The organism is Polyangium sp. 6x1 (assembly GCF_029946515.1).
Taxonomy (GTDB): Bacteria; Myxococcota_A; Polyangia; order Polyangiales; family Polyangiaceae; genus Polyangium.
Genome location: NZ_JARZHH010000052.1, coordinates 77,152 through 84,781, shown reverse-complemented (window position 1 = coordinate 84,781; position 7,630 = coordinate 77,152). Strand labels below are relative to the sequence as shown.

The 7,630-nt window shown below is 69.7% G+C and carries 4 protein-coding genes; 2 read left to right on the top strand and 2 right to left on the bottom strand.

The window, feature by feature from the left end; all coding sequences use genetic code 11:
• Positions 1 to 267: 267 nt before the first annotated feature.
• On the top strand, positions 268 to 2,196 hold the full coding sequence (locus tag QHF85_RS35740) for a hypothetical protein (protein ID WP_281331879.1): 1,929 nt from the start codon (positions 268 to 270) through the stop codon (positions 2,194 to 2,196).
• 345 nt (positions 2,197 to 2,541) lie between these two features.
• On the opposite strand, the gene QHF85_RS35735 is transcribed toward QHF85_RS35740, so the two are convergent.
• Together QHF85_RS35735 and QHF85_RS35730 are read right to left on the bottom strand one after the other, a co-directional pair.
• On the bottom strand, positions 2,542 to 3,987 hold the full coding sequence (locus QHF85_RS35735) for an MATE family efflux transporter (protein ID WP_281331878.1): 1,446 nt from the start codon (positions 3,985 to 3,987) through the stop codon (positions 2,542 to 2,544).
• Between the two features lie 72 nt (positions 3,988 to 4,059).
• Complete coding sequence (locus tag QHF85_RS35730; RefSeq protein ID WP_281331877.1) at positions 4,060 to 6,807, bottom strand: serine/threonine-protein kinase; 2,748 nt, start codon at positions 6,805 to 6,807, stop codon at positions 4,060 to 4,062.
• 120 nt (positions 6,808 to 6,927) lie between these two features.
• On the opposite strand from QHF85_RS35730, the gene QHF85_RS35725 reads away from it, so the two are divergent.
• Positions 6,928 to 7,434: a hypothetical protein gene (locus QHF85_RS35725; RefSeq protein WP_281331876.1), complete on the top strand. Its 507-nt coding sequence runs from the start codon at positions 6,928 to 6,930 to the stop codon at positions 7,432 to 7,434.
• The last annotated feature ends 196 nt before the right edge of the window (positions 7,435 to 7,630 follow it).

The following is a 7,630-nucleotide window of genomic DNA, read 5'->3' as shown; positions in this document are numbered from 1 at the left end:
GCGCCGACCCCCTCGCGTCACGGTTGCGCGCCGCCCTCGCCTCGCGCCCGACACGCCCGCGCGACGCCGACGCGCGCCCCTCGCCTCGCGCCCGACACGCCCGCGCGACGCCGACGCGCGCCCCTCGCCACGCGCCAACCCCCTGGGCACACGATTGACCGCCTCCCCGGGGCGGCGTCTCCCGTATATCTTCGCGGGAACAACGGGCTTCCCGGGGCCTCACACCCTGGTGAACAAAGGTCCCCTGCTGCCGTCCATACCCTGCTCATGACGCCCCACCGCGCTCGCCTCGGCTCCGCCCTCACCGCCCTCGCCGCCCTCGCGGGGGCCCTCTTCGCCACCTCGCCCGCGGCCGCCGAAGGGTCGGCCGTGCGCGCCGCGCTCGTCGAGACCAAGTCCATCAAGCTCGACGGCGTCCCCAAGGAGTGGCCCGCGCTGATGGCCCTCTCGTACGCCGCCAAGGGCAAGCCGTCGAAGACGGACCTCGAAGCCAAGGCCGCCCTCTCCTACGACGGCACGAGCCTCTTCGTCGCCGTCGACGTCACCGACGACGTCCTGCGCGGCGGCGGCGGCGATCACGTGGCCATCACGCTCGGCTTCCCCGGCGGCGTCGTCCACGAGGTGCTGCTCTACCCCGGCGACCCGGGCAAGTCGCCCGGCGCAGCCAAGACGAAAGAAGGCAAGGCCATCCAGGGCGCGAAGGTCATCGAAGCCCCGCGCAGCGGCGGCTGGACGCTCGAAGCAACGATCCCCTGGACCGCCTTCCCCCCCGCCGCGACGACACGCGTCGGCCTGCGCGGCGCAATCCACGTGCACGACGCCGACACGGGCAGCGCGATCGAGTCCTCGGTCGGCACGGCGCCCTCGACGAAGTACGAGTCGCTCCCGCCCGTGTCCATCGAGAGCGAGCAAGCGCTGGCCGAGGGGCTGCTGAAGGAGAAAAACGTCCGCGGCGCGCCCAAGTTCAACCTGATCGCAGACGTCGCAGGCGACGCGCTGAAGGAGCGCGTGCTCGTCTGGGATCGGTACCTCGTCGTCCTCGGGCCGACGTTCCGCAAGGGCACCGAGTATTACTGGAACGACCTCGGCGTGGACGTCTCCGCAGGCATGTTGCCCTCGTTCGAGGCGCGAGATCTGACGGGCGACGGGCAGGCAGAGATCATCCTGCGCAAGCGCCTCGGCGCGCCGAAGAAGTACCGCGAGTACCTGCAAGTCTTGCAGTTCGGCAAGTCGGACGTGCCCACGACGCTCTTCCAGCGCGAGATCGCAGTCGTGACGGAGAAGGGCGCCGTCGAAAACGAGGTGCGCTTCGACAGCGACGGCGCGAAGGTCGCGATCACGATCCTGGCCGGCAAGGCGAAGGAGTTTCACGCAGGCAACTACAACGAGCCGCGCGAGAACACGATGGATCCCGCGCTGCTGCCCTGGGAGACGATCGCTTCGCAGACGTACAAGTGGAACGGCAAGGCCTTCGCAAAAGCCGGCGAGGCAACCCAAGCCGCGACGCCCGCGCCCGCCGCAGCGTCCAAGCCAGCCGGCGAGTCGGTGAAGGTCGAGGCACCCAAGGGCCCGAGTGCAGGCGAGCTGCTCGAGCAGGTCTATGCGCTCTACAAGAAAGAGCGCAGCGTGGCGGGCAAGGCGCGGTTCAACGTGGCCGCAGACGTTTCAGGCGACAAACAAGCCGAGACGGTCCTGCTCCACGATCGAGACCTCGTGATCTTCGGCAAGGGCTTCAAAGGCGGAACGGGCTACTCGTTCCTCACGCTCTCGCAATTCACGAAGGGCACAGACATCACCGAGATCAGCGCGATGGACCTGACCGGCGACGGCAAGTCCGAGATCATCGTGCAAGGCACGCTGCACGCAAACGCATCCCCAGAAGCAGGCGGCGGGACCGTCGATCGCGATGTACTCCTCGTCTACAAAATCGAAGGCGAAGGCCTGAAGCGGGTCTTCGCCGCAGAAATCGGCCGCGCCATCGGCAAGAAAAAGGTGAGCGGAGCCCACCGCTTCGTGAAGTCCGGCAAGGGCGTGGAGATCGAGCTCGCCTCCGGCAAAGCCACCGAATGGACCGCCGCCACCTACCCCTTCACCCAAGACACGAGCGCAAACGGCGGCATCGAGCCACTCCTGCTCCCCTGGAGCAACCTCGGCCCCATCCGGTATCGATGGACCGGATCGGCATTCGGACGCTGAGCTGAGCTGAGCTGAGCTGAGGCGTCGCGCCGGGGCGCTGCCCCGGACCCCGCGGGGGCTGTCCGCCCCTCGACCCGGACCAGGGCCAGCCCTGGACCTTTGGTGGAAGAACTGCGCTCCGCGCAGTTCTTCCAACGGGCCCGTTGGCAAGACCAACAGGGCGTTGCTCAGCGAGCCGTCAACGCTGCGGTCTTGGTGGGCAGTGTCGTTGCCGATCCTGGCCTGTTCGATGAACTGCGCGGAGCGCAGTTCATCGACCCCGGGTCCAGCGCTTGCGCTGGTCCGGGTCCAGGGGTGGACAACCCCTGGTCGGGCCCGGGGTGAAACCCCGGCGAGACGCCCCAGTCACAGCGCGATCTTCTTCCAGTCGCCGCTTCGGAACTTGAAGACCATCACGCTTGCGAGGAGCACTGCGTAGACCACGCCGGCGGTCCAGATGCCCATCAGGCCGAAGTCGAGCGTGATGCCGAGCAGCCATGCGAGTGGGACGAGACAGAGGAAGTGGAGCACGAGCTCGACGACCATCACGAAGCGCGTGTTGCCTGCGCCGAAGAGGGCTTGCGTGAGGATCATGCCGATCGCGATGATCGGCGTGCAGAAGCCCATGAGCCGCATCGGGCCGAGTGCGACGTCGCGCACCACCTCGCTGTGCGAGACGAAGGAGAGGATCTGCGGGGCGAAGACGGCCTCGCAGAAGCCTACGACGCCGAAGATCAGGAGACCGAGACGCACGGAGGTCCAGCCGAATGTCTCGGCCTTGTCGCTGTTGCGCTCGCCGAGGGACTGCGCGACGAGTGTGGCTGTGGACGTGCCGAAGGCGAGGCACGCGGTGAACGTCAGCTTGAGGACGCCGACGATCACGGTCGTCGCGGCGCCGTTGACGGGCTCGGCCTTGCCGCCTGGGCACATTGCCGAGACGACGCCCATCGGGTGGACCTCGTCGAGTTTGCCCGCGATCATCGCGAAGAGCGCGAAGCCCGTCATGACGGCGATGGTGGCCACGCCGCTCGGGATCGACAGCTTCAGGATGGACCAGGTGAGCCCGCGGTCGAGGTTCTTCCAGCGGAACGGGGCGTAGAGCTTCCGGAACTGCGGCAGGAGTGCGTAGCCGACCATGATCGCGAGGCCGACGTACGTGGAGACGAATCCTGCGATGCCTGCGCCGGCGATGCCCATCTTCGAGATGCCGAGGGTGGCGTTGCCGAAGATGAGCAGGAAGCAGAGCACGATGTTCAGCGCGTTCATCACGACGGCTGAAACGAGATGGATGTGCGTCTTGCCGATGCCGTCGAAGAAGGCCTTGAAGGCGAACGTCGTCGCCATCGAGGTCACGCCGAGCAGACGCCAGCGCAGGTACTCGTCTGCGGCCGTGCGAGCGCCCTCGACCTTGATGATGGCGCCGAGGATCGCGGGCGTGGCGAGGTAGCCGATCGCGGAGAAGATGACGCCTGCGACGAGCGCGAAGAGCGCGGCGTTGAAGAGGACGGCGCCTGCGTCTTCGTGGTTCTTCTCGGCGAAGCGGCGGCCGACGAAGGCTTGCGTGCCGACCGAGATCGACGAGAGCGAGCCGCCGAAGAGCCAGAGGACGATCAGCGAGGGGAGCAGCGCGGCCTGCGCGTTCGACGACTCCGGGCAGGGCAGCCGGGCGAAGAAGACGATGTCGATCTCGTTGACGACGCTCTGCGTGAGCATCGCCCCGACCGTGGGCAGAGCCAGCTTGAGAATGGCTCGGTGCGGCGGGCCGGAGGTGACGACGTTTTCACCCGCGGCGGGCGGAGCAATCTGGGCCATCGAGTGTGCGCGGTATACAACGTGACGGCGCCCGATCGAGCAAAATGAGCGTGGCCAGGGGAGCTTGGCCGGTTACTTCGTCTTGTTTGCGGGCTTCGCGCCCTGCCCGTCTTTGACGATCGGTGGCTCTGCTCGGCCAGGCCGAGCTGCGCCACCGATACCCCCATCACCCGCCTTGGACGCCATGCGGGTCTTCTTTTTGCGCCTCAAACGAGCTTGCTCGTCCTTGTCCTTTGCGGCTGGCTCGACGTGCGCCGGTTCGGTTGGCTCGGCGTGCGCGACGTCGTCGGCGCGGACGGTCTTGTTCGCCCCGGCGGAAGCCTTGTCGTCCGAGGCGGGCGTGACGGTCGGCTTGTCCGTGTGGGCGACCGCCGCGACCATCGCGCTGCTCGACGCGGCCTCTTTTTTCGCGCGGTGCGACGGGCGAGGACGAGCAGGCGCGGGCGGAGGCGGCTCCGCACGGTCGGCCGAGATGGGGACCTCGGCGAGCTGAAGTGGCTCGGGTGCAGCGGCGGGCTCGGGCGCAGGTTCGGGCGCGGCAGCAGGCTCGGCAGCAAGTGCGGCGGCGGCTGCGATCGCAGGATCGGGCGCGGCGGCGGGCGCAGCAGCGGGCGCGGGCTCCGCAACGATCGCGGGCGCGGGCGCAGGCGCGGACCTCCATGCAACGGGGATCATCGCGCCGATGTCCTTCGCCTTGCCGGCGAGCAGCACGGTCGCGAATGCCATCGCGGCGGCGAGTGCGGCGAACCCCGCGGTCCTGCGGCGACGGCGCGCGCGCACGGGGGCCCCGAGGGCCAGCATCGCGGCCTCGCGCATCTCGGCGGCGCTCTGGAAGCGCAGGCCGGGGTGGCGCGAGAGGGCGCGCATGACGAGCGCGTCGACGGCCTCGGGCAGACGCTTGCCCGCCGCGCGATCCCGCAGCCGCTCGGGGCTGCCCTTCATCTTGGCGTCGACGATCGCGGCGGCGCTCGCGCCCGCGAAGGGCAGCGCGCCGGTGAGCATCTCGTAGAGCACGCAGCCGAGCGCGTAGAGATCGGCGCGTCCATCGACGCGACCCCCGGCCGCCTGCTCGGGCGCCATGTACTCGGGCGTGCCGAAGAGCGTGAAGCCGGCCGCGACCGCGTTGTCGCCGCCCGGCGCGCCGAGGACCGCCTCGCCGATGTCGTCGGGCGTGTGCGCGAGGCCGAAATCGAGGACCTTTACGCAGCCGCTCTGCGTGAGGAAGACGTTCGCGGGTTTGACGTCGCGATGGACGATGCCGGCGGTGTGCGCGACCTCGAGGGCGCCGAGCGCGCGGATCACGATGCGAAGGGCGCGCTGCCAGTCGACCTCGCGCTCGCGGGCGATCAAGGCTTCGAGCGTCTCGCCTTCGAGGAGCTCCATGACGCAGAAGAGGCGGCCGTCGGCGGCGCGGCCGAAGTCGTGGAGGTCGACGAGCCCCTCGTGCGAGAGGCGCGACATGGCGCGCGCCTCTCGGCGGAAGCGCGCGGCGAACTCGGGCGAGGCGCCGTGCTCGGGGGCGAGGATCTTCACGGCGACACGGCGGCCGAGATCCACGTGCTCGGCCTCGTGCACGACGCTCGTCGCGCCGCCGCCGATCTCGCGCACGAGCCGGAGGCGCGTGCCCGGCAAGAGGCCCTCTTCCTCGGCAGGAAGAGCCTGCGGCGCCGCGGGGCGGGCCTTGTCCTCGATCGTGGCCTCGAAGGTGGATCGCGCGGCGACGACGAGGCGCGCGAACTCGCGGCGGCTCTTCGCGGGCTCGCTCGGGAAGAGCGACTGCATGAGGTACTGCGTCCGCGCGCGCACGCCACGCTCGCCGCCGGGAAGCGGAGGCGCCGCGCCGAGGAGCTTGGCCAGGTCCCGCGCGGCGACACGCGCGAGGCCGTAGCGCGACTCGCGATCGAAGGCCGTGAGCTTCGCGAGGATCGTATCGAGCTCGGCCGGCGCGCCGATCTGCGCGGCGATGGGCGGGAGGTTCTGCGCGTTCCGCGCGACGGCGGCCATGTGCACGGCCGCATCGCCCTGCAAGAAACGCCGGCCCGCGCAGAGCTCCCAGAGCATCACGCCGAGGGCATAGACGTCGACGCGCGCGTCGCCGGTGTCGCCGTTGGCGACCTCGGGCGCGACGTAGCCGGGTTTGGCGAAGACGACGCCGCTCACCGTGCGGCAGCGGCGGTTCATGCCGCGCGCGGTGCCGAAGTCGATGATCTTCACGTCGCCCGCATAGCTGACCATGACGTTCTGCGGGGAGAGGTCGCGGTGCACGATCGCGAGCGCGCGGCCCGCGGGATCCTTGCGCTCGTGCACGTGCGCGAGGGCCTCGGCGATCATCGTGGCGACCGCGACGGCCTCGGCCCAGCCGACCCGATATCCGAGCGCATGCGCGCGGCCGCGCACGTCGCCGAGGCTCTTGCCCTCGACATGCTCGACGACCGCGTACGGCTCGCCAGTCTCGTCGTCGAGCGAGGCCTCGAGGACCTGCGCGACGCCGGAGTGCTGGAGCTGCGCCTGCACGCGGGCCTCGTCGAGGAAGCGCGCGATGAAGCTCGGATCACTCGCGTGATCGCGGCGAATGACCTTCACGACGACGGGGCGCTCGGCGCCCTCGATGCCCATGGTCGACGCGAGGTAGACCTCGCCCATGCCGCCGCGCGCGATGCGACGGAGCAGGAGATATCGGCCGAGGACCCGCGGGAGCTCCTCGCCGGGCCCCGCGCCGGCGCGCTCGTCGTCGTGCCCAGCGGCGAGCTCCGAAGCACGCGTCGCCTGCGCCGCGCCGTCCGCGCCGGCGCGATCCATGTCGAGGGGGGCAGTCGCCATGCCCACACGCTAGAAATGTAAGACAAGGTGGGCCAATAATTCGGCATCTGGAAGGCGCGACGAGCGTGGAGGGACACAGACAATTGCCGCAGGCCCTCCGGTCGGCTATGGATAGGCCTGATGTTGCGGTTCGCGGTTCTTCGTGCGCTGGCCGTCGCGGCGATCTTCGCCGTGGTGTGGCTCGTGCCGCTCCGCGCTCACGCAGCGATCGTGCCGGCTTGTGACGATGGGGGCTCCGCCGCGACAAGCGCGGCTGTGCCCCCAAACCCCCCCGAGGATTGCTCGGCGCCGCTGGATCAAACGGACGAAATCGATCCGGAGATCGCGGCGATGTGTGACGAGCGCGGCGCAACGACGGTCGCGCCAGGGCGGATCCACCCGATGACCGACGCGCGCATCGACGCGGGGGTCTCGTGTGACGGGACGGAGTTCGGTCCGGCCCTCGGTCCCTCCCACGGCGAGCAGAACCCCATCGCGTCGTTCTTCGCGACCGTACCGGACGCCATGCTTTCGGCGTCCTTCGATCTCCGACCGGCGTTCGCCGTCGAGCTCCCGGCGTACCCGCCGGTGGAGGGCGCCCCGCTCCGGGGTGTTCGCCGAGAGATCGATCGTCCTCCGCGCGCCTGACGCTTGTTCGTGGTCGTTCGCGCGCTGGATCGAGCGCGTGAGCGACGCGCGAACGCAAGAGTGATCCAGCGCGAAGAGGAACAAAAACTCGCGAATCGGCCTTGCGCCCTTCCTGGTTGAAGGCGGGGGGGCGTCGCCGGTCCGCACGTGTCACGCAGCGTCGATCGAAAGACGACGCTCGAGATCGTGGATTTTC